Source organism: Chachezhania antarctica, assembly GCF_003646465.1.
Lineage (GTDB): Bacteria > Pseudomonadota > Alphaproteobacteria > Rhodobacterales > Rhodobacteraceae > Chachezhania > Chachezhania antarctica.
In genome coordinates, this window is sequence record NZ_QZEX01000003.1 from 320,254 (window position 1) to 339,357 (window position 19,104).

The following is a 19,104-nucleotide window of genomic DNA, read 5'->3' on the forward strand; positions in this document are numbered from 1 at the left end:
CGGTTCAAGTCAAATCACATCCCGCGGAGGAGATTGAAAATGCACAGCATCATATACCTGGTCGGATTGCTGGTGATCGTCGTCGCTCTGCTGAACATCATCGCCTGACCAACCCCCATTTTCGAGAAAGGACGTGAGCAAATGACACAGTCAACAACGCCCACCGAATCGAGAGACAGCACGCAGACCGCGGGCGACGCAGCCCAAGGCCTGACACAAGACCTGAAACGTGACGCTCAGGACACGGCGGAAAGCATTCGGGATCGCGCGGTCGAAGAAGTCGGCAAGCGCGGCGAGCAGGCCAAGGCCGGTGTCGCCGACGAGATTTCGAACATGGGTGACGCGCTGCGCCGCGCCGCCGAGGAACTTCGCGACGGCTCCCCGCAGGAACGCACGTTCGGTCAGATGGCCGACGCGCTGGCCGATATGTCGGATACCGTGCGCGACAAGGACCTGGGCGAAGTGGCCGGCGACGTGTCGGATTTTGCGCGCCGTAACCCGCTGGCCTTCCTGGGCGGCGCAGCCCTTCTGGGCTTTGCCGGAACCCGGATCGCACGCGCTTCGGAGCGTCACCGCGAAGGCTCGGTCGACCTGAACCACATGTGGGACAGCGACGAAGGCGATGACGAGCTGGAGGCCGCAGTTGTCGGCCGCCAGCCCCATACCCCGCCGGCGGCGCCTTCGCCCGCAACGTCAAGCCCTGCAACAGCAGGCACTGCCCCCGCCACGGGCGCCGGCGTGCCCCACGGCAAACCGGGAGAGATCAAATGACCGCCACTGACCGCACATCGACCGAAAGCACCGGAACGCTTCTGAGCGAGGCAATCCGGCACATCTCGACCCTGATCCGCAGCGAGGTCGACCTGGCCCGCGCCGAGGTCGACCAGAACCTGCGGAAGGCAACAGCCGCCATCGGCATGCTTGTCGGCGCCGTCGTCATCGCGCTTGTTGCGCTGAACGTTCTCGCCGCTGCCGTGGTCAGTGGTCTGACCGAAGTCGGCATCGAGCCCGGCTGGGCCGCACTGATCGTGGGCGTCGTGCTGGGCGTGATCGCCGCCATCCTGTTCTCGAAAGGTGGCAACGATCTGAAACTGTCCAGCCTCGCCCCGTCCCGGACCGCAGAAAACATCAAGCGCGACGCGCGCGCCGTGCAAGGAGGTATGTCGAAATGACCGACACCCGCACCCCCGACGAAATCGAACGCAGCATCGAAAAGGAACGCGCCCAGCTGGGCCACACCGTCGATGAATTGCAGGACCGTTTTTCCGCCGACAACATCCTGCGCGAGCTTGGCCGCGGCCTGTCCGATCACGGGCAGGATATCGGCAACGCCATCACGCAATCGGTGAAACGTAACCCTGTCGCGCTGGCCCTGACCGGCGTCGGCCTTGTGTGGCTGATGAGCGGCCGGTCCTGGCAACAGGACAAGCACGCCATCGCGTCGACCGGCAACGCCATCGCGTCGACCGGCAGCGGTGTCGCGGCAGCCGCCCGCACCCGGGTGGGCCAGGCCCGCGACTATGCCCGTGAGCGCGTCGGATCCGGCGCTGGCTACGAGGCCGGATATGACGACGAGGAGGGATACGTGTCCTCTGTCCGTCGGACGCACCCGTCGGCGTCGCATGGCGGCGGCATCAACCGCACGTATTCGGATCCGGAACGGCCTTCCGCCTCGATGGCGGATCGCGCGGGCGACGGTGTCCTGACCGATGGCCGCGGCCTTTATCGGCGTGACGTCCAGGACGATTGGCTTTATGCTGATGACGACGACTACTGGGCCGGCTTCGAGGACGACATCGACGATGAAGATGACACCCCTGGCATGGGCGACCGGATCTCGGACGCCGCTGCAAGCGTCGGCGAACAGGCCCGCGACACCGCCGATACGGTGTCGGGTCGGGCGTCGGCCGTGGGGCACAACGTGAAGAGCAGCGCCGCGACGATGCGGGATTCCGCTGCCCACCGTGCCCGCCGCATCCGCCGCCGTCTGGCGCGCGGCACGGAAAGCCTGGCCGACGACGCGCGTGAACGCGTCATCGCCGCCCGCTGGTCGGCCGTGAAGGCCCGCCGCGCCGCGGCACGCCGGGCCCGCTCCGGCGCCGATACGGCGACGAAGTTCTACGAGGACAACCCCCTCGTGGTCGGCGGTCTGGCCATCGCGGCCGGTGCGATCCTGGCAGGCACCCTGCCCCGCACCCGGCAGGAAGACGATCTGATGGGCAAGCAATCGGACCGCTACTATGACCGTGCGGAACGGATGCTGGAAGCCGAATGGGGCAAGGCCAAGCAGGTCGCCGACCGCGCCGCCGCCTCGGCCCAGGAAGTCCTGGACGAGGAGCGTGCCAAGATCGACGACCAGGCGCCGGGCGACAAGTCCGCCGCCGAACATGTCGCCGATGAGGTCCGCAGCGGTGTGAATCGCGTGGCTGATGATACGAAGAAGGAAGCCGAGAAGCAGAAGCTCGGCCAACCATCGACGTCGTGACGGCTGAAAGCCATCCCGGACATGATGCCACCCGCCCGCGCCAGATTCCCTGGCGCGGGTGGATCGGTATTTTCCGCCGCGTCTGGCAGGAAATGCAAAGGGACCACGTCACGCTGATCGCAGCGGGCGTGGCTTTTTACGGTCTGCTGGCCCTGTTTCCCGCCATCACCGCGCTGATGGCACTGGCCGGCCGGGTGTTCGAGCCGTCGCAGGTCACCCAGCAGATCGAAACGGTCTCGGCCGTGGTGCCCTCTGCTGCCGCCGAGATCATCATCGGACAGGCCTCGGCCGTGGCCGGCAGCCAGAGCAGCGGGCTGGGCCTCGCGGCCCTGATGGGGCTGGGCCTTGCAATATGGTCGTCGTCCAAGGGCGTGGGCAGCCTGATCGAAGGCCTGAACGTCGTTTACGACGAAAAGGAAAGCCGGGGCTTCATCCACCTGACGCTGCTGCGTCTGGCGCTGACACTGTTCCTGATCGTGGGGCTGATCGCCGGGCTGGGGGCAACGATCATCCTGCCGTCGATCATGCAATTCATCTCGCTCGGCCCGGTCGTGGAATTCGTCATCGGGCTCGCCCGCTGGGTCGCGCTGGTCATCATGGCGATGGTCGGGCTTGGCGTGGTCTACCATTTCGCGCCCAACCGGAAGCCCGCCAGGTGGAACTGGCTGACCCCCGGCGCGGTTCTGGCCACCGTCCTGTGGCTCGCCGCCTCTGCCGGGTTCGCCTACTACGTCCAGAATTTCGGCAGCTACCAGGAGACGTTCGGCGCACTGGCCGGGGTGATCATCCTGCTGATGTGGCTGTGGATCTCGGCCATCCTGATCCTTCTGGGGGCCGAGCTGAACGCCGAGGCCGAGGCCCAGACGCAGAAGGACACGACCACCGGCGATCCCATGCCGATGGGCGCACGCGGTGCCGTGAAGGCCGACCAGATGCCGGGCGATCCCAAACCGCTCTGACCCGGCGGCTTCGCGCCGACCGCCCCTTGGCCCGCGCGTTTCGACAGCCCGGGCCGGAACAACCCCGCCCCCGTGATTGTTGTCCTGTCAGAACGCTCCGCGTTCCCGACGTCCCACGTTCCGCGCCGTTCAGGCCCGGCCGACCGTCAATCGACGGGCCGCCGGGTCCGAAACCGACGCCGGATCCCGGACACCCCGAACAGGAGCATGAAAGGAGCAAAGGATGACTTTCATGGCAAAGGACGCAAAAACGCAGGAAGAGCTGTTCCTCTATTGGCTGCGATCGATCCACACGGCCGAGACCCGGATCATCGAGCGCCTGCCCGATCTCATCGACAAGACGGGGACAGGCCCCTTGCGGCAAGGACTTCGGTCCTACCTGACCGAAGTAGAGACCCGGATTTCGCGGCTTGAGAAGATCTTCGCGGACATTGATGCCAGCCCCGACGATGCCGGCGCACAGGCCATCGACGCGCTTCTGGAAGAGGCCAGGGCCGTGATGACCAGCACGATGGGCGAAGAAACCGTCGAAACCGCTCTGACGGCCGTGGCCCGGATGATCGTGGGCTATGAACTGGCCCGCTACACGACGCTGCTGGAATGGTCGAACGAACTGGGCCGCGAGACCTGTACCACGCTTCTGGACGAAGCCTGGACCGAGGTCTGCGACGCACAGGAAATGCTGACCAAGGCCGCGGAAGAACGCAAGAACCGGTCCGCATGACCGTGTGCGGCCAAGGCCTCGATGCATGGAAACCACGACATGGCGGCCCGCCTCCCAAGGCGCGGCCGCCGTGTCCTTCCGCGGCCCGAAACGCCCGGAACACTTTCGGAAAAGCGACGGCCAGAGCCCATCAAATCCGCCCGCCGGCAGGAACAATTGCCCCGGGATACTGGTTGAATCCTTACAATCAAAGGGGTCGAGCGGACGGTAGCAATGCCCGCACGCTCCGAAGGCCCGCCAATGCGGGCAGGATACAAAGGGCGCGGCCGGGCAGGCCCCGCACGTCGATCCCGTTCACGAACAGGAAAGGGAACAAGACATGGCACGCGACTATACCGACAACGACATGAATGACCCCATCCGCAACTGGCGCAACGACCCGCGTGAAACGCCGTTCCGTGAAGACGCGAACGCCGGTCCCTACTACGGCCGTCCGCGGCGCGATCCTTACGCGATGGCCGGCCCCGGCTGGGGCGTGGGCGGCTTTCCGTTTTCGGCCTATCACCCCGGCCCCTACGGCCCGCCGTTCTATGACCGAGCGATGTGGCAGCCGTCCCGCCCCGGCGATCGGACCTTCTTCGACCGGGCGAGCGACGAGGTCGCATCGTGGTTCGGCGACGATGATGCTGAAGAGCGGCGCGAGCAGGACCACCGCGGCCGTGGGCCGAAGGACTATCGCCGGTCGGACGAACGCATCCTCGAAGACGTCAACGACTACCTGACCGAGGATGCGGTGGTCGACGCGACCGATGTTCAGGTCGCGGTCACCGAGCGCGAGGTGACGCTGGACGGCATCGTGGGCTCCCGCCGGCAGAAGCGCCGCGCCGAGGACTGCGCCGAAGACGTGATGGGCGTGCAGCACGTGCAGAACAACCTGCGCGTCAAGCAGTCCGGCGACACCTTCGGTGCGGTCTGAACGGAACGGCCGCCCGGGCCCCCTGCGCCTGGCCGGGCCGGTGCCCTGCTCCGATGACGGCCATTCCGGCCGTCATGGCCCCCCGGTTGGCAGGTCATTGCCATGATGTTTAGGGGGCTGCCCGAACCAGGTGTGGTTGCGGCACCCTCCGCCGCCATGCCCAACGCGTCGGGCCCGCCGGGCATGGGTCTGTCCCTGCCGTGGACCATTGAACGCACCCTGCCCGGCGATTTGCCGGGCAGGGATCAACCGCCCCGCAGACCCGCCGCCGCGCACACCGCGGCGTCCGAGCGCGCCGGGACCCGTTTTGCAAAGGAGACTGGAATGTTCTCGAAGCTGTTGATGGGCGCTGCCGTGCTTGGCCTGATCTTCGCCGGCCGCAAGATGCGCCACGGGCTTTCAACGCCCGGCGTCCGCGAAGCCGGCCCCGACCAGATGCGCGACCCACCCCGCAACTGGGATCGCGTCGACGAGATGAGCGACGAAAGCTTCCCGGCCAGCGATCCGCCCGCAACGTACTGAACCATCCGCTCATCATCCAATTTCAACGAAAGGGAGCTGCCATGACAGCCCGACCCCAAGACGTCCCGATGCAGGCCGGCGTGCCGCCGCGCACCCCGCCCGAGGACCCGATGCCCGACAACACGCCCCCGCCGATCCCGCCGGGCAACCCCGAGGAAACGCCCGACCTGCCGGACTATCCGCCCCGGCCGGAGGAGCCCAACGAGACCCCGCCGGATACCCCGCCCGAACTGCCGCCGGGCAGGATCCCCGTCTAGGGTCACTCCTTCAGGTGGTCGTCGGCATCCATCCTCAGTTCGTTCCGGATCTGGACCCAGACGAGCATGGTGAAGATCAGCGACCCGCCCAGCAGGTTGCCCAGCATCGCCGGAACGATATAGCCGAAGACCGCCTCTCCCACCGTCCTGTCGCCTTCCAGGACAAGGAAGGCGGCCTCGGTCGTTCCGGCGACGACATGGGTGAAGCCGGCCAGCGCGATGACATAGGTGATCAGCACGATAATCATCGGCTGGACCGACCCTGTCGTCGGGCGCATCCAGACAAGCGCGGCCACAAGCCACCCGGCCCCGATCCCGCGCAGCAGGGTTTCGGTGAAGCCATAGGAGACCGCCTTCTGAGAAAGCTCGTAGGCGGTCTGCCAGATTTCTGGTTGGACATCCTTCGACAGCCACAGCGCCGCGCCAAAGCACGCGGCCCCGACCACGTTGGTGACCAGCACGATCGACCACAGCCGCCCCAGCCGCAGGAACACCGTCAGCGACGGATGATCCAGCACCGGGCAGACGGCCTTGATCGTGTTCTCGGTGAACAGCTGCAACTGGCCGAGGATGACCAGCAGGAAACCGAAGCAGTAGCCGAAGCTGTCGATCAGCGGGCGCCATTCGGTATCGGGCAGGTGCGACCGGAGCAGCGATTGCAGCAGCACCGAAAAGCCCATCGCCATCCCCGCCACCAGCCCCGACATCGCCAGCGCGCCCAAGGGACGGTAGAGTTCCGTCCGACCCTCGCGGCGGATGGCCTCGAAGATCGCGACGGCGCGGATCGGCGCCTGGTCTTCCAGCGCGTCCTGTTCCTGGCTGGTCAGCGCCTCGTCGTGGTTGTCGACGTGGTTTTCCTTGTGAGTGTCTTCCATGGGTCGAATGTCCGGTCTGTGCCGTAGGAGTAAATGAAATGCGGTGCCGTCTGCTCCGCCTGAAGAAAATGGGCCAGGGCACGAATGTCCCGGAACTCCAACGGCTGAAAGCGCATTGAGTTCCTGTTACCAAACAACGCAGGCCCACGGGACCCTGACAATGACCTTTCAGACAGTAGCATGACATGACCGAAGCCCGCCTGGAATTCCGCGCGTTCGGTGACGGCCTGATCCGCCCGCGCGCGGCGATACGCGACCGGATGACGGCCACGTCACGCGACAGCCGGGAAGACGTCTATCTGTCCGACGGTCGGCCGGACTGGGCATTCAAGCTGCGGAACGGATCGGCGCTGGATCTGAAGCACTGCGCGCAGAAGGTCGGCCGTTTCGAACGCTGGGAACCGATGGGCCTGATGGACCTGCCCGCAAGGGGTGCGGCCCTGACACGCTGTTTCGGCGCGGCGCCGGGTTTCCCCGCGCTGGAGCCCGGGCAAACCTGCGACGCCGAAGATCTTCTGGCCGCCTTCACGAACGCAGGCCACATCGCGCGGACCGTGCGCAAGGACAGGGTTCAGTTCGAAGCCGATACCATCACGGCCGAGATCGCGCGCATCGACGCCGATTTCAGCCCGGACACGTGGACCGTCGCCATCGAAGGCACCGACATGGCGGCTTTGGAGGACTGGCACGCGGCACTAGGCCTCGACGGGTTGCGGAATGTCAGCTACCCGCGCTGGATCGCGGCCTCCCTGCCATGACCTACACTGTGGTGACCCGGTAGTCGGACTTCGCGAGCCATTCGGGCGCGACCTCGACCCCCCAGCCGGGGGCGTCGGTGACCGTGGCAAGGCCGTCCTCGATCCCGTAGGGGTCGCTGGTGAACAGGCCCGTCTGCCACGGGTAGTAATCCTCGCCCTCGATCGAGAATTCCAGGTACTTGCCGGCATTCGGAATCGCCCGCAGCAAGTGCATCGTGAACAGCGTGACCAGTGACAGGTTCGCCGCATGGGGCGTGACAGGCATGCCCGCGGTTTCCGCCATCCGCGCCACCCGCAGCGTTCGCGAGATGCCGCCAAGATAGCAAATGTCGGGCTGCAGCACGTCGACGATCCGCCCGTCGATCATACCCTTCCAGTTGGCCAGCATGCAGTCCTGCTCGCCGCCCGTGATGTCGATGTCCAGCACGTCGGTGACCTCTTTCGTCTGCGCGAACTCCCAGTAGGGGCACGGCTCCTCGTAATGTGAGACGCCGTTGTCCTGCAGCATATGCCCCACCTCGATCGCCTTGGCCGGGGAATAGCAGGAATTGGCATCGACCAGCAGCGCGGCGTCATCGCCAAGCGCCTTGCGGATCGTCGGCACGATCTCCTCGGTCCGGCCGGGCCATTCGTCCTGGTCGCGGCCCACTTCCGCGCCGATGCGGAACTTGAACGCATCGAAGCCATGGGCATCGCGCAGGCGCAGGAAGCGGTCGGCCTCGTCCTTCGGCGTGATGTCCCGCTTCATCGACGACGCATAGGCCCGGACCGTCCCCGGGCTGCCGCCGATCAGGGAACAGACAGGCAGCCCTTCGCACTTGCCGCGCCAGTCCCAGAGCGCGGTATCCACCCCGCCCATCGCCCGGCGCAGGTAGGCGCCGGGGAACTTGTGTTCACGGTCGCGAACCAGATCCAGCATGGCGTCGATGTTGCGGCAATCCATCCCCAGCACATGCGGTGCGACCTGGCGGTGCAGAACCTGCGCGGTGATATCGGCAAAATAGGGCGCGACCTGGCCCCAGCCCTGTGTGCCGTCTTCTGCCGTTATCCGTACAAAACAGACAAATTCGTTCGAAAAGGTCTCGATCGTCTTGAGTTTCATGGCCCTCGTCCGCTGCCCGTTCTCGTTCCGCCGGTGCAGGCTCTACAGAAAATGGACTGATGAATATATCCATTTCGGGAATGGCTCTGGTCCAATCCTCGGCTATGGTCCGGCCAACGACATGGGAATCGGACAAACGTGAAGCATTCGGCCGGCGCATTGCTGTCATCGATCCGGCTGGACCGGCGCGCGAGCAAGAGCATCAGCGTCCAGCTGTACCTTGCCCTGCGGGACGTGATCCTTTCGGGCGGATTGCGCGCGGGGGAGCGCCTGCCGGCCACGCGGACGCTGGCCAAGGAAACCGGCGTGTCGCGCACCACGGTGATCGATGCCATCGACCGGCTGGTGTCGGAAGGGATGCTGGTGTCGAAGGTCGGCTCCGGCACCTTCGTCAGCGACACGCTGGATCGCGAACGCCCGCCCCCGGTGACCGATGCCGCGCGTGCACCTTCGGGCGCGCAGCCGCGTGTGTCCTATGCCATCAACCACGCGGACAGCGCCTTTGCCCGCCGGTCGTGGCTGCCGCACCGGGGCGGCGCGTTCGTGACGGCCTTGCCCGCTCTCGAAGCCTTCCCGATGGCGCACTGGTCGCGGATCTCGGCCCGGCTGATGCGGGCCGACCGGGGTGTGACGATGGGCTATGGCGAACCCAAGGGCTATGCGCCGCTACGCCGCGCTATTGCCACGCATCTGAGCGCGCTGAAGGGGATGAATTGCCATCCCGACCAGGTGTTTGTCACGACCGGCGCGCAACATGCGTTTTCGCTGATCGGGCAGTTGCTGCTGAACCCCGGCGACAGGGTCTGGATGGAGAACCCCGGCGCGTCCGGCGCGCGAAACGCGCTGCTGGCAGAGGGGGCAGAGCTGGTGCCCGTTGCCGTCGATGGCGAAGGGCTGGTCGTGCAGGACGGCCTTGAAAAGGCACCCCATTTCCGGCTTGCCTTCGTCACACCGTCGCATCAGCAGCCCCTGGGGCATGTCATGTCCCTCAGCCGCCGGTTCGAGCTTCTGAAGGCAGCCGAAGACGCGCAGGCCGTGGTGGTCGAAGACGATTACGACGGAGAATTCTACTTCGGCAACGCCCCGCAACCCGCCCTGTCCAGCATCGATGCGAATGAACGGGTGATCTATGTCGGCACGTTCTCCAAATCGTTGTTTCCGTCCCTGCGGCTGGGCTTCGCGGTGGTGCCGCCGCGCATGATCGACGCCTTCGACCGGTTGTTCGCCGACTGGGGCAGCGGCCCCCCGACCATGACACAGGCCATCGCCGCCGATTTCATGGACGAAGGCCATTTCGCCACGCATATCCGGCTGATGCGCCGCCTGTACAAGGCGCGCTACGATGTGCTGATGCAGGAAGCACAGGCGCTGAAAGGCGCGGTGGAGGTACAGGAGACCTCGGGCGGCTTCCACACGCCCGCCGTCCTTGCCCCCGGCATTGACGAGGCGACGGTGGTCGCACAAGCGGCCGAGCGGGGCGTGACGCTGGCGCCGCTGGCGCGGTATTCGCTCACGCCGCTTGGACAGGCCGGGCTGGTTCTGGGCTTTGGCTGCGCCTCGCCCGAGGATATTCGCCACGGTATCGCCGTGCTGCGGGGCCTGCCCGAGATCGCGCAGAAATTGGACTGATGGTTTTGTCACATTGGATATCAGCACCGGACCAATCCTGCCCTAGCCTTCCGATGGGGCGCCCCGTTGTCCGGCGGACAGAAGGGATGCGCCTGATGGCGTGCACATGGCAACGCGGTGAAGGGTCTTGATGGCGAAGGTTCAGACGACAGACATCCGGCACCAGCCCTATTGGCTGGATCAGACGGGGCCCGCCCCCGCGACCGGTGGCACCCTGCCGGACCGGACTGATGTGCTGGTGATCGGCTCGGGCTACACCGGGCTGAACGCCGCGCAGGTCACGGCGGCAGGCGGGCGCGAGACGCTTGTGCTCGATGCCGGTGATCCGGGCTTTGGATGTTCTACAAGGAATGGCGGGCAAGTCAGCACCAGTGTAAAGCCGTCTCTGCCGAAGCTCACGGCCAAGTTCGGCGAACAGAAGGCCCGCGCGATCCGCCAGACGGGCGTCGATGCGCTGGAATGGCTGGGCGACCTGATCGAAAGCGAAGGGCTGGATGCCGATTTCCGCCGCTGCGGCCGGTTTCATGCGGCCCATACGCCGGAGCATTACGAAACCCTTGTCCGCGACGCCGAACAGATGCGCCGCGACGAGGCGCTGGAAAGCATCGTCGTGCCACGTGCGGAACAGCACAAGGAACTGGGGACAGACACCTATTTCGGCGGTCTGGTCTATCCCAGGCACTGCTCCGTCCACCCCGGCAAGATGCATCGCGCGATGCTGATCCGGGCGCTGGACGCGGGCGCGACCGTCATCGGGAACTGCAAGGTGACGGGGGTCGAGAAGACGTCGCAGGGCTTCACCGTCACCACCGCCAAGGGCAAGGTTCAGGCGCGGGACGTGGTGGTGGCCACCAATGGTTATTCCGATGGGATCGTGCCGTGGATGCAGCGGCGGGTGATCCCCATCGGCAGCTACATCATCGTGACCGAGGAACTTCCGGAAGCGACCATCGACCGCCTGTTCCCCACCGACCGCATCGCCAGCGATACCTGCAAGGTCGTCTACTATTACCGCACCACCCCCGACCGCCGCCGGATCCTTTTCGGCGGCCGCGTCACCACGGGCGAAACCGACACGGTGTCGAGCGCAAAGCTCCTCCACCAGTCGATGGTCCGGATCTTCCCGGAACTGGAAGGTTCCGCCATCAGCCACAGCTGGAACGGCACTGTTGCCTATACCTTCGACGAACTGGCCCATACCGGCACCCATGACGGTATCCATTACGCGATGGGCTACTGCGGTTCGGGCGTGTCGATGGCGGGCTATCTGGGCATGCGCACAGGCCAGAAGGTGCTGGGCCTGGCCGAGGGCAAGACCGCGTTCGACGATCTGCCGAACCCGACACGACCGCTTTACACCGGCAAGCCGTGGTTTCTTCCCGCGGCGGTCGGCTACTACCGCTGGCTGGACGCACGGCAATGCCGTGCGGCGGCCGCCGGCGCGTGATCCCGAAATGCTTCGCGGGGCAGGCCGAGCCCCGGCGAGGTCAAACCATATCGGCCAGTCCGCGCCCGTCGCGGACACCAACCGACAGGAGAGACTGACATGAAACGCACAGCGACACTGACAGTAATGGCCACGCTGCTGGCCTCCACCGCGATGGCCGAGGGCGAGGTGACCGTCGCCTCGTGGGGCGGATCGTACCAGGACGCGCAGAGCAAGGCCCTGTTCGAACCGGCCGCCGAAAACACCGGCATTGCGGTGAAGCAGGAAACCTATGGCGGCATGTCCGACGTGCGGCTGCAGGTGTCGACCGGGCAGGTAACGCTGGACATCGTCGCGTCTGGCTCGGGCTCGGCCGCGCGGGCGGGGGCCGAAGGGCTGCTGGAACCGCTCGATTACGACGTGATCGACGTCAGCGACTTCTACCCCACGCTGAAATCCACCTATTGCGTGGGCGGCGACGTGTTTTCGACGGTCTATGCGTGGAACACCGACACCTACGGCGAAGACGGCCCGCAAAGCTGGGCCGATTTCTGGGATGTCGAGAAATTCCCCGGCAGCCGCGCCTATCGCGGTTCGGTCGCCGGCGCGCTGGAGCCTGCCCTGATGGCCGATGGCGTCCCGCCGGAGGACGTCTACGAGGTCCTGTCCTCGGAAGAAGGGATCGAACGCGCGCTGGACAAGATCCGCGAGCTGCGGCCCAACATTGACGTCTTCTGGTCCTCGGGCGCGCAGCACGCGCAGCTGATGAAGGACGGCGAGGTCGATATGACCACCGGCTGGAACGGGCGGTTCGACAATGCGGCGAAGGACGGCGCCAAGGTGACCTATTCCTACAACCAGGCGCTGCTGGACTACGATTGCTTCGCGATCCCGAAGGGCGCGCCGAACAAGGACACGGCGATGGCGTTCCTGGCCGAAATCTCGAAGGCCGAATACCAGGACGACCTGCCGAAATACATCACCTACGGCCCGACCAACAAGGCCGCCTACGACACCGGTGTGATCACGGCCGAAGTGGCGGCAACCCTGCCGTCGTCGCCCGAAAACGCGGCGCTGCAACTGCCGATTTCGCTGGAATGGTACGCCGAATGGGAAACCGTTGCGGCCGAGATGTACCAGGAAATGCTGACCGAGTAGGTTTGCGCGCAGACGCGAAACACCCCGGCGGGCCCCCGTGCCCGCCGGTCATGATTTAGCCGGGGGCCCCTGAATTGAACCAGCCGAACACCGACGCGCTGCCGATCACCGTGCGCAATGTGACCAAGACGTATGGGCCGGTGTACGCGCTGGACGATGTCTCGATCGATGTCGAAAGCGGGGAGTTCCTGACGCTGCTTGGCCCGTCCGGATCCGGCAAGACGACGCTGCTGATGGTGCTGGCGGGTTTCACCCGGCCCGATTGCGGCAGCCTGAAGTTCGGCGATACCGAGGTGATCCGCACGCCGCCGCACCTGCGCGATCTGGGCATGACCTTCCAAAGCTACGCCCTGTTCCCGCACATGACGGTCGAAGGCAACGTGGGCTATCCGCTGAAGCTGCGCAAACGCCCGAAGGCCGAGATCGCCGAGCGTGTGGCCAGGGCGCTGGACACTGTGCAGCTGGGCGGCTTCGGCGAACGGCGGATCGACCAGCTTTCGGGCGGCCAGCGCCAGCGCGTGGCCGTGGCCCGCGCCATCGTGTTCGAACCGCGGATCCTGCTGATGGACGAGCCGCTCTCCGCGCTCGACAAGAAGCTGCGCGACCAGATGCAGATCGAACTGCGCCACCTCCACGAACAGCTGGGCATGACGACCGTCTACGTGACCCACGACCAGCGCGAGGCGCTGACGATGTCGGACAGGATCGCCGTCGTGAACCACGGCCGCATCATGCAGCTGGCCACGCCGCGCGATCTTTACGAACGCCCCGCAAACCGTTTCGTGGCCGATTTCATCGGCGAGTCCACCTTCCTTGACGTGACGCGGTCGGGCGACACGCTGGCATGGAACGGGGTGCCCCTGAAGCTGGGCCACCACGCGGTGCCCGACGCGCCCAAGCTGCAACTGATGATCCGCCCCGAACGCATCGTCCTTCGCGATGGCCCGTCCGAAGGGTTCAATACCTTCGACGCCACGGCGACCGATGTCGTCTACCAGGGCGACAGCTACCTGCTCCATGCCCGCCTGAACGACGGCAGCCAGATAGCGCTCCGCGGGGCCATGCGCGGCACGGCGGCGCTGCCCGAAGAAGGCCAGGCCGTGACGCTGGGCCTTGCCCCCGAAGACACGGTGGTGATCGATGCAAGCGCAGAGTGAACCCCTGAACGCCGCCGGCCTGCGCCGCGACGGGCTGATCGAGCGGCTGTCGCTCTTCGGGCTGGCCTCGCCCGCGATGCTGCTGATCCTTGTCATCCTCGTCGTGCCGGTGGGATGGCTGTTCTACGTGTCGTTCATGGGCGCGGATGGCAGTTTCTCGCTGGAGAACTACGAACGAATGATCGACCGGAAATCCTATCGCAGGATCTTCGGCACCACGTTTCAGGTCAGCTTCCTGACGACGGGCCTGTGCATCATGATCGGCTATCCGCTGGCCTATTTCATGTCGCAACTGCCGGACCGGCTGGCCAATATCGCGCTGATCACGGTGCTGCTGCCGTTCTGGACCTCGCTTCTGGTGCGCACCTATGCGTGGCTGGTGCTGCTGCAGAAGCAGGGGCTGGTCAACAATTGGGCGATCTCGTTGGGGCTGTGGGAGGAACCTATCAAGATGGTCCACAACATGACCGGCACGCTGATCGGCATGGTCCATATCATGCTGCCGTTCCTGATCCTGCCGGTCTACGGGTCCATGCGCGCGATCAACCGTGACCTGATGAAGGCGGCGTCGAACCTTGGCGCCCATCCCCGCCGCGCGTTCTGGGACGTGTTCTTCCCGCTCACGATGCCGGGGCTGAGCGCCGGGGCGCTGATGGTCTTCATCCTGTGTCTTGGCTTCTTCGTGACGCCGGCGGTGCTGGGCGGCGGCAAGGTGATCATGGTGTCGATGAAGATCGTGTCGAACATCGAGCTGTTCGTGAACTGGGGCGCGGCATCGGCCCTTGGCGTCGTCCTTCTGGTGATGACGATGATCATCCTGTGGATCGCGTCGCGCTTCCTGAAGCTGGAAAACATCGCCGGAGGGGGCCACTGATGAACTGGCTGAAGCGCCCCGCGACGGAAACGCAGGTCACCCACGGGCAGCGGCTGTGGCTTTATATCCTTGCGGGCGTCGTGATGATCCTGCTGGTCCTGCCCACGCTGATCGTCATCCCGATGTCGTTTTCGGACAGCCAGTACCTGGAATTCCCGCCCGAGACATGGTCGACCCGCTGGTACGGGCATTACTTCGGCTCGCCCGAATGGATGCGCGCGACGGTGACGTCGCTGAAGGTCGCGGTGCTGACGATGCTGGTGGCGACGCCTGTGGGCGTGCTGGCGGCCTACGGGCTCCACGCATCGAACGTCGCCTTCGTGCGCGCCGCCTTCGTGCTGATGCTGACGCCGATGATGGTGCCGCTGGTGCTGGTCGCCATCGGCGCGTTCTATGCCTATGTGCAGCTGCAACTGCTTTACACCGTCACCGGGCTGGTGCTGGCCCATACGGTTCTGGCGCTGCCGCTGGTGGTGATCGTCACCGGATCGGCGCTGAAAAGCTACGACATGAGCCAGGAGAACGCCGCCCGGTCCCTTGGTGCGCCGCGGTGGAAGGCGTTCCTGACCGTCACGCTGCCGCAGATCAAGTTCGGGGTGATCACGGCGGGCCTCCTGTCGTTCCTCACGTCCTTCGACGAGGTCGTGGTGGCCATGTTCATCTCGGGCGGGGACAACCCGACGCTGACGCGCAACATGTTCAACGCGCTGCGCGATCAGATCGACCCGACCATCGCGTCGATTTCCACGATCATGATCCTTGTCACCACGTTCATGATGGTGCTGGCCCAGACGCTGGGGCAGGACCGCAAGCCCAAGTAATCCCCGGAAAGACCTGACATGACCGACCTTTCAGCCTTCACCGCCCTTGCCGACACACCGCTGGGCCCCTTCGCGTCCAAGCCCACGACCCTGACCGACGAGCAGGAGGAGGCCTCGGCCATGCTGTGGCAGGCCCCGGACGGTCACATGAAGATCGGCGTCTGGGAATGCACGCCGGGCCATTTCACCGCCGACCGGACGGCGGCGGGGGAATACTGCCATATCCTGTCTGGCCGGGCGTCGGTCACCAATGCCGACGGTTCGGGTGCGCGCGAGATCGGGCCCGGTGATCTGCTGGTGCTGCCCAAGGGCTGGTCCGGGGAATGGGTGATCCACGAACACATGCGCAAGCTGTTCCTGATCGACGCGGGCTGAGCGTTCAGAACCTGTCGGGCCGGTAGGGCGCAAGATCGATATTGGGCGTCCTGCGCCCGGCCAGATCGGCGATCAGACGGCCCACCTTTGGGCCGATCGTCAGCCCCACATGCTGGCCGCCATAGGCATGCAGCACGTTCGGCGCGGCAGCGGCTTCGCCAATCGCTGGCAGGCTGTCGGGCGTGGTGGGGCGCCGGCCCATCCAACTGGTGGAGCTTTCGAATTCCAGGCCCGGATAGACGCGTTTCACCGCCTTCGCGATGAACTTCGGCGGCTCGGGGTGTTCCGGCCCGTCAAGGCCCGCGAACTCCACCACGCCCGCCGCGCGCAGGGCGCCCTGCATCGGCGTCAGAACGAACTTGGCATCCGTCACCATGTAGGGATGGGGCGCGGTGAAGCTGGGGTTTGCCATGCTCACGTGATAGCCGCGCTCGGCCTCCAGCCGGATCGTCATGCCCAGCGACTTGGCGAAGCGCCGGGACCATGCGCCGGCGGACAGGACGACCTTGTCGGCGGTCAGGATCTCTCCGCCCTCCAGCGTGACCGTTGGCGCCTCGCCTGGCGTGACGTCCACCACGCTGGCCTGACGGAAATCGCCGCCCTGCCCCCGGTAGTGATCGAACAACGCGCGGACGTATCCGGCGGGGGAGCTGAGCCAGCCGAAATCACTGTAGATCGTCCCGAAGGTGTAATCGGGGCCAAGGTTCCGATCGCGCTCCGCCAGCTCCGCGCGGGTGAGCGGCGCGGGCACCATGTCGAAACGCTTCTGGATCTCGGCCGTCAGCGTGTCCTGTTCCCAATAGGAGCGCGAACGGTAGAGCGAGATGTAATCGCCGCGCGTGATGAACGCTTGGGCCTTCGTGCCGCGGGCAAGCGCCATGTGCTGTTCGGTGGAATCGAACGTCATCTCGGCCAGCGGGCCCGCGATCTCGTGCATGCGTTTCGGGTTGGCGTTGCGCAGGAACGGGATCAGCCAGGGTAGAAGCCGCGGCAGGTAGCGCCAGCGCAGGTACAGGGGCGAATCCGGATCGAAGACCATCATCGGCGCCTTGCGCACCAGCGACGGGGACGCCACCGGCACGACCGAGGTCCGCGCGATCAGCCCCGCATTCCCGAACGATGTCTGCCCCGGATCGCCCGGATGGATCGGATCGACAAGCACGGTTTTCCAGCCGTCCCGGCGCAGCCATTCGGCGGCCGAAACGCCGGTGATCCCCGCCCCCACGATCACGATGGTTCTTTCGGTCATGTCCATGTCCCGTTCACCTGCCTCACGCGAGGATAGGCTTGTTTTCAATCGGATGGCAGGGCCAATCTGGCCCATCGCATCGGACCGGCCGGACCGCGAATTGGTGTGGACGCGAATTGGAAATGGATCTGCCGGACGCACCTGTCCGCGCCTAGGGTCGCGCGGATCCGGACAATGCGGGCAGTATCAAGGATCTCGAATGGCGGAATACGACTATATCATCGTCGGCGCGGGATCGGCGGGCTGCGTGCTGGCAAACCGGCTGACCGAGAATGGCAAGCACTCCGTCCTGCTGCTGGAAGCGGGCGGCAGCGACATGAACTTCTGGATCTGGATGCCCATTGGTTACGGCAAGACCTTCTACCGGCCCAGCGTCAACTGGATGTACCAGACCGAGCCCGTGGAGTCCCTGAACGGCCGACCCTCCTACTGGCCCCGCGGCAAGGTTCTGGGCGGGTCGAGCGCGATCAACGCGATGGTCTACATCCGCGGCCAGCCCGAGGATTTCGAGGACTGGAAGGAAATGGGCAACCCCGGCTGGGGATGGGACGACGTCCTGCCCTATTTCAAGAAGTCCGAGACGAACGACCGCGGCGGCGACGATTTCCGCGGTGGCGACGGGCCGCTGCATGTCACGACGCTGGACCGCGATCTGCATCCGCTCTGCCAGGATTTCGTCAAGGCGGGGGAGGAATTGCAGTACACCCGCAACGCCGATTTCAACGGCCCCGCGCAGGAAGGTGTGGGCACCTACCAGAACACGGTGAAGGGCGGCATGCGCATGTCGGCGGCGCGGGCCTACCTGCGTCCGGCCCGGCGGCGCGCCAACCTGTCGGTCGAAAAGCACGCCCACGCGACGCGGATCCTGTTTCAAGGCACCCGCGCGATCGGGATCGAATACCGCCAGAACGGGCAACTGAAACAGGCCACGGCCCGGCGCGAGGTCATCCTTTCGGCGGGCGCGGTGAACTCGCCCCAGCTTCTGCAAGTGTCCGGCGTGGGCCCGGGGGGGCTGCTGCGCGACAAGGGGGTCGAGGTGCTGCACGATCTGCCGGGCGTGGGGCGGAACCTGCAGGACCATCTGGGGATAGACTACCTGTACCGGTCCAGGGTGCCGACGCTGAACCAGCAACTGTACCCGTGGTACGGCAAGCTGTGGCACGGGATGCGCTACGTGCTGACGCGACGCGGCCCGCTGTCGCTGGGCGTGAACCAGGCCGGCGGGTTCGTCCGGTCGCGGCCGGGGCTGTCTCGGCCCAACATCCAGCTGTTCTTTTCGCCCGTCAGCTATACCAAGGCGCCGCCGGGCAAGCGGCCGCTGATGAACCCGGACCCGTTCCCCGGTTTCCTTGTCGGCGCGCAGCCCACGCGGCCCACCAGCCGCGGGCACCTTCAGATCCGCTCTCCGGATCCGATGGACCCGGTCGAGATCCACCCGAACTACCTTGCCACCGAGTTCGACGTGCAGGACATGCTGGACGCCGCGCGCCTGTCGCGGCAGATCGCGCTGGCCCCGGCGATGGCGAAGATGGTCGAGACCGAGCTTCTCCCCGGCAGCCACGTGACATCGGACGAGGACATGATCGCCGATTTCCGTGCCCGCGCGACGACCGTGTTCCACCCGGTCTCCACCTGCCGGATGGGGCCCGACCCCGCGACCGACGTGGTCGATGCAAATCTGAACGTGCACGGGCTTCAGGGCCTGCGCGTTGCCGATGCATCGATCTTCCCGACGCTGACCTCAGGCAACACCAACGCGCCCGCGATCATGGTCGGCGAAAAGGCCGCCGACCTGATCCTAGCGGACACGCGTTAGG

At 65.8% G+C, this 19,104-nt stretch carries 20 protein-coding genes; 17 read left to right on the forward strand and 3 right to left on the reverse strand.

Features of this window, described 5'->3' with window-relative positions:
• The first annotated feature begins 141 nt into the window (after positions 1–141).
• The 8 genes from D4754_RS08650 (at position 142) to D4754_RS08685 (ending at position 5,863) form a co-directional block, all read left to right on the forward strand.
• Positions 142–771 (forward strand): hypothetical protein, encoded by a 630-nt coding sequence (locus D4754_RS08650; RefSeq protein WP_121062614.1) that lies wholly within the window; start codon positions 142–144, stop codon positions 769–771.
• Positions 768–1,172: a phage holin family protein gene (locus tag D4754_RS08655; protein WP_121062615.1), complete on the forward strand. Its 405-nt coding sequence runs from the start codon at positions 768–770 to the stop codon at positions 1,170–1,172. Before D4754_RS08650 ends, D4754_RS08655 begins: the two co-directional genes overlap by 4 nt.
• Complete coding sequence (locus D4754_RS08660; protein ID WP_121062616.1) at positions 1,169–2,485, forward strand: DUF3618 domain-containing protein; 1,317 nt, start codon at positions 1,169–1,171, stop codon at positions 2,483–2,485. Before D4754_RS08655 ends, D4754_RS08660 begins: the two co-directional genes overlap by 4 nt.
• Positions 2,482–3,444 (forward strand): YihY/virulence factor BrkB family protein, encoded by a 963-nt coding sequence (locus D4754_RS08665; protein WP_240453807.1) that lies wholly within the window; start codon positions 2,482–2,484, stop codon positions 3,442–3,444. The genes D4754_RS08660 and D4754_RS08665 overlap by 4 nt, the downstream gene beginning before the upstream one ends.
• Positions 3,445–3,676: 232 nt before the next feature.
• Entirely contained in the window at positions 3,677–4,168 is a 492-nt protein-coding gene (locus D4754_RS08670; RefSeq protein WP_163025846.1) for a YciE/YciF ferroxidase family protein, read from the forward strand.
• Between the two features lie 319 nt (positions 4,169–4,487).
• Positions 4,488–5,084: a BON domain-containing protein gene (locus D4754_RS08675; protein WP_121062618.1), complete on the forward strand. Its 597-nt coding sequence runs from the start codon at positions 4,488–4,490 to the stop codon at positions 5,082–5,084.
• Between the two features lie 324 nt (positions 5,085–5,408).
• A complete protein-coding gene (locus tag D4754_RS08680; protein WP_121062619.1) occupies positions 5,409–5,606 on the forward strand; it encodes a hypothetical protein in 198 nt (65 codons plus the stop codon).
• Positions 5,607–5,647: 41 nt separating this feature from the next.
• A complete protein-coding gene (locus D4754_RS08685) occupies positions 5,648–5,863 on the forward strand; it encodes a hypothetical protein (RefSeq protein WP_163025847.1) in 216 nt (71 codons plus the stop codon).
• Positions 5,864–5,865: 2 nt separating this feature from the next.
• On the opposite strand, the gene D4754_RS08690 is transcribed toward D4754_RS08685, so the two are convergent.
• Positions 5,866–6,738: a formate/nitrite transporter family protein gene (locus D4754_RS08690; RefSeq protein ID WP_121062621.1), complete on the reverse strand. Its 873-nt coding sequence runs from the start codon at positions 6,736–6,738 to the stop codon at positions 5,866–5,868.
• Positions 6,739–6,923: 185 nt separating this feature from the next.
• On the opposite strand from D4754_RS08690, the gene D4754_RS08695 reads away from it, so the two are divergent.
• Positions 6,924–7,496, forward strand: coding sequence for a hypothetical protein (locus D4754_RS08695; RefSeq protein WP_121062622.1), 573 nt, complete (start codon positions 6,924–6,926; stop codon positions 7,494–7,496).
• 1 nt (position 7,497) lies between these two features.
• Here the strand turns inward: D4754_RS08695 and D4754_RS08700 are convergent, their stop codons facing one another.
• Positions 7,498–8,598, reverse strand: coding sequence for a mandelate racemase/muconate lactonizing enzyme family protein (locus D4754_RS08700; RefSeq protein ID WP_121062623.1), 1,101 nt, complete (start codon positions 8,596–8,598; stop codon positions 7,498–7,500).
• 138 nt (positions 8,599–8,736) lie between these two features.
• On the opposite strand from D4754_RS08700, the gene pdxR reads away from it, so the two are divergent.
• The 7 genes from pdxR to D4754_RS08735 all read left to right on the forward strand — a co-directional run bounded on the left by pdxR (position 8,737) and on the right by D4754_RS08735 (position 16,038).
• Positions 8,737–10,227 carry a MocR-like pyridoxine biosynthesis transcription factor PdxR gene (pdxR, locus tag D4754_RS08705; RefSeq protein ID WP_121062624.1) on the forward strand — a complete coding sequence of 497 codons (1,491 nt, stop codon included), beginning with the start codon at positions 8,737–8,739 and terminating at the stop codon, positions 10,225–10,227.
• 130 nt (positions 10,228–10,357) lie between these two features.
• Complete coding sequence (locus tag D4754_RS08710; RefSeq protein ID WP_121062625.1) at positions 10,358–11,674, forward strand: NAD(P)/FAD-dependent oxidoreductase; 1,317 nt, start codon at positions 10,358–10,360, stop codon at positions 11,672–11,674.
• 99 nt (positions 11,675–11,773) lie between these two features.
• Positions 11,774–12,811, forward strand: a complete 1,038-nt coding sequence (locus D4754_RS08715) for an ABC transporter substrate-binding protein (protein ID WP_121062626.1) — start codon at positions 11,774–11,776, stop codon at positions 12,809–12,811.
• 74 nt (positions 12,812–12,885) lie between these two features.
• The gene (locus D4754_RS08720; RefSeq protein WP_121062627.1) at positions 12,886–13,968 is read left to right on the forward strand and encodes an ABC transporter ATP-binding protein; all 1,083 of its coding nucleotides are present in this window, start codon (positions 12,886–12,888) and stop codon (positions 13,966–13,968) included.
• Positions 13,952–14,842: an ABC transporter permease gene (locus tag D4754_RS08725; protein ID WP_121062628.1), complete on the forward strand. Its 891-nt coding sequence runs from the start codon at positions 13,952–13,954 to the stop codon at positions 14,840–14,842. Before D4754_RS08720 ends, D4754_RS08725 begins: the two co-directional genes overlap by 17 nt.
• Positions 14,839–15,663: an ABC transporter permease gene (locus D4754_RS08730; protein WP_121062717.1), complete on the forward strand. Its 825-nt coding sequence runs from the start codon at positions 14,839–14,841 to the stop codon at positions 15,661–15,663. Before D4754_RS08725 ends, D4754_RS08730 begins: the two co-directional genes overlap by 4 nt.
• Positions 15,664–15,681: 18 nt before the next feature.
• Positions 15,682–16,038 carry a cupin domain-containing protein gene (locus tag D4754_RS08735; protein ID WP_121062629.1) on the forward strand — a complete coding sequence of 119 codons (357 nt, stop codon included), beginning with the start codon at positions 15,682–15,684 and terminating at the stop codon, positions 16,036–16,038.
• A 4-nt stretch (positions 16,039–16,042) separates the two neighbouring features.
• On the opposite strand, the gene D4754_RS08740 is transcribed toward D4754_RS08735, so the two are convergent.
• Positions 16,043–17,287: an NAD(P)/FAD-dependent oxidoreductase gene (locus D4754_RS08740; protein WP_163025848.1), complete on the reverse strand. Its 1,245-nt coding sequence runs from the start codon at positions 17,285–17,287 to the stop codon at positions 16,043–16,045.
• A gap of 199 nt (positions 17,288–17,486) precedes the next feature.
• Here D4754_RS08740 and D4754_RS08745 point away from each other — a divergent pair, with 199 nt between their 5' ends.
• Complete coding sequence (locus D4754_RS08745) at positions 17,487–19,103, forward strand: GMC family oxidoreductase (RefSeq protein ID WP_121062631.1); 1,617 nt, start codon at positions 17,487–17,489, stop codon at positions 19,101–19,103.
• Position 19,104 lies beyond the last annotated feature (1 nt).